This is a genomic window from Bacteroides sp. An269 (assembly GCF_002159755.1).
Classification (GTDB): domain Bacteria; phylum Bacteroidota; class Bacteroidia; order Bacteroidales; family Bacteroidaceae; genus Phocaeicola; species Phocaeicola intestinalis.
Map to the genome: position 1 here is coordinate 1 of NZ_NFJG01000212.1, position 2,376 is coordinate 2,376.

General features: G+C 46.6%; 2 protein-coding genes. One reads left to right on the forward strand and one right to left on the reverse strand.

Annotated features, from left to right (window positions below; all coding sequences use genetic code 11):
- The coding region (locus tag B5F71_RS19250) for a glycosyl hydrolase family 28 protein (RefSeq protein ID WP_143269952.1) at positions 1–1,351 on the reverse strand (1,351 nt) is incomplete at its 3' end.
- Between the two features lie 283 nt (positions 1,352–1,634).
- Between B5F71_RS19250 and B5F71_RS19255 the strand changes: the two genes are divergently transcribed.
- The gene (locus B5F71_RS19255) at positions 1,635–2,150 is read left to right on the forward strand and encodes a sigma-70 family RNA polymerase sigma factor (RefSeq protein WP_087213562.1); all 516 of its coding nucleotides are present in this window, start codon (positions 1,635–1,637) and stop codon (positions 2,148–2,150) included.
- Positions 2,151–2,376 lie beyond the last annotated feature (226 nt).

The following is a 2,376-nucleotide window of genomic DNA, read 5'->3' on the forward strand; positions in this document are numbered from 1 at the left end:
CGGGCATGTCGTCGGAGATAACCGTACCGTTGATGCGGAGGTTCTCGAAGCGGATGTTTCTTACCAAGCGGTCGCGGTCGTAGCCGATGATGTGCGACAGTTCGGCATGTGTGCCGTTGTAAGTGATATCCTTGAACAGGACGTTCTCGATGCCTCTTCCGGGAGCGGCACAATACTTCTTATTATAGAAGATGCGGAGGTTGACCAGTTGTCCCCGGCGGAAATCTTCGATGCGGATATTCTCGAAACGTACGTTACGCACCAGGTTGTTGTCGCCCGCATTGATTGCCAGGCAGCCCTGGTAATCTATTTGTTTTTCATGATGGTCGAGGATGTCTATGTTCACATAGTTCAGGTCTTCCATGATTTCGAATTTGCCCGAATCGCCATGCAGGCCGATGAAAATGGGATGCGCTACGTCTGCCCAAAGCGTGGAGTTTTGCATGGTGATGTGGCGGCATCCGCCTTTATATCCTAAACGGGTGGCATAGACGGTGGTGCAGTCGTCTGAGTTCCGGCAGAACACTCCGTCGAACAGGACATGGCTGCTGGCAAAGACATTCATGCCGTCTCCCCAACCGTATGAGCTGATAGCCTTGACGTTGCGGATGGTGACATGTTCCGACTCACCGGTGGGGCATTGGGTGGTAATCAGTCCCTCTATCTCTACGTTGCGCGAGCGGCTTACCCTGATTCCTTCTCCTCTTTTATCGGGATGCACAATGCCTCGGCCTGCTATTTTCACATCGTGTGCATCCTTGACGTGAATGCATCCTTTTACTACCGCACCTCCGGCTACATAGACTGTGGTTCCTGATGGAACGTTGAGCGTATCGCCCGGCAATTGGTGCACGCCGGGTGCAAAGTAGATGAAGTCTTTCGTCGTCCGTGGCTTTGCCGGACGGTTTGTGTCGATGGGGTTGGCAAAGAGGTGCAGATTATGGAAGATATCGCCGTTTACCTCTACCGAGAGGTTGCGCGGCTTGTCCAGTCGGAACGTGATGCTGCGCCCGTCTACATCGGGCAGGATGTTGTAAGAGAGGGGGCGGATACGTGCCTGTTCAACCGGTGCGTTTGCCGTGACTTTCACTTCTACCGTACCGGAAAAGTCGAAATAAGCCAAAGAGGCGAGTTCTACGTTGTCGGGAGCTTTTACCTTGACGGCATACGTATCTATGTTTTTCCATTCGCCTTCCGGTGTTCTTACCTGGACAGTGAAGTCTTGTTTCATTGTAACTTCTTCGGATGCGGGAGCCGGATAGGTGACCAGTTCTTGTCCCCGGCATATTGTTGGATTTCCTGATACCAACAACAAGGCAAGTGCTGCCAGAAAAATGTGTTTTCGTTTCATCATGGATGTTATTTATAAATGTTAGACTTTTGGTATATATACGGACAAGTAGGGAATAACACTTAGTGAAAATCGGTTTTTTTTGGAAAAAACTTCGATTTAGCGTATCACACAATTATTTGAGACTTTCTGCTGCTATTTCATATTATATTGATTATGAGTTTATTATTTGCTTATTGGTCTGTATCCATTGCATGAGATAGCTTTGACTGGTAAAAAGTTTTGTATTTCTTATTTCCTCTTTACATTTGCAGCGTAATCATAAAACCAAAACACTAATGGCATGGAAAACCGTATTAAACTATCTGACCGGTTGATAACCGAATATTATGAAGAATACCGCCAATCTGTCTTCTTCTATATTTGCCGGCGCATCGAGAACAGGAGCGATGCGGAAGACCTGACTCAGGATGCTTTTCTACGATTGCTTGAATATCGGATGATGATCCGCCGTGACACGCTGAAGTATTTTCTTTTTACTATTGTGCGTAATCTTTTGAACGACTACCTGCGTCGTTATTATAAAAGGCAGGAAATCGATAGGTATTTATATGATACGCTCCCGGTCACTACCGTGGAGCCTGAAAGCCGGATAGTGGCGGACGAACTTCGGAGGTTGGAAAGCCAACGGGTTTCCGCGCTTCCGGAACAGCGCCGCAAGGTATATATAATGAGCCGTTTTCAGGATAAGCCGGCAGACGATATAGCGGAGGAGTTGAACCTGTCGAAGCGTACGGTGGAGAATCATCTCTTCATCAGTCGCAAGGAGGTGCGCGAGTTCATCCGCCAATGTATATGAGTTTGTAAGTTTTTGAGTTTTTTAGTTGGTAAGTTTTTTAGTTGGGGCATGACAGGGACTTGTAAACGGGGAAATTCAAGAACGGATGGATTTGAAAGTATAAAACAAGAGACAATAAAATAGAGTTTATGTAAATTAGTTATGATAGTTCCAAGGGTTGATTTTAATTCTGAGATTATGCAGTGCCATACATGTGGAAAAGATGTTTTCTACAAAGTTGTTTGCC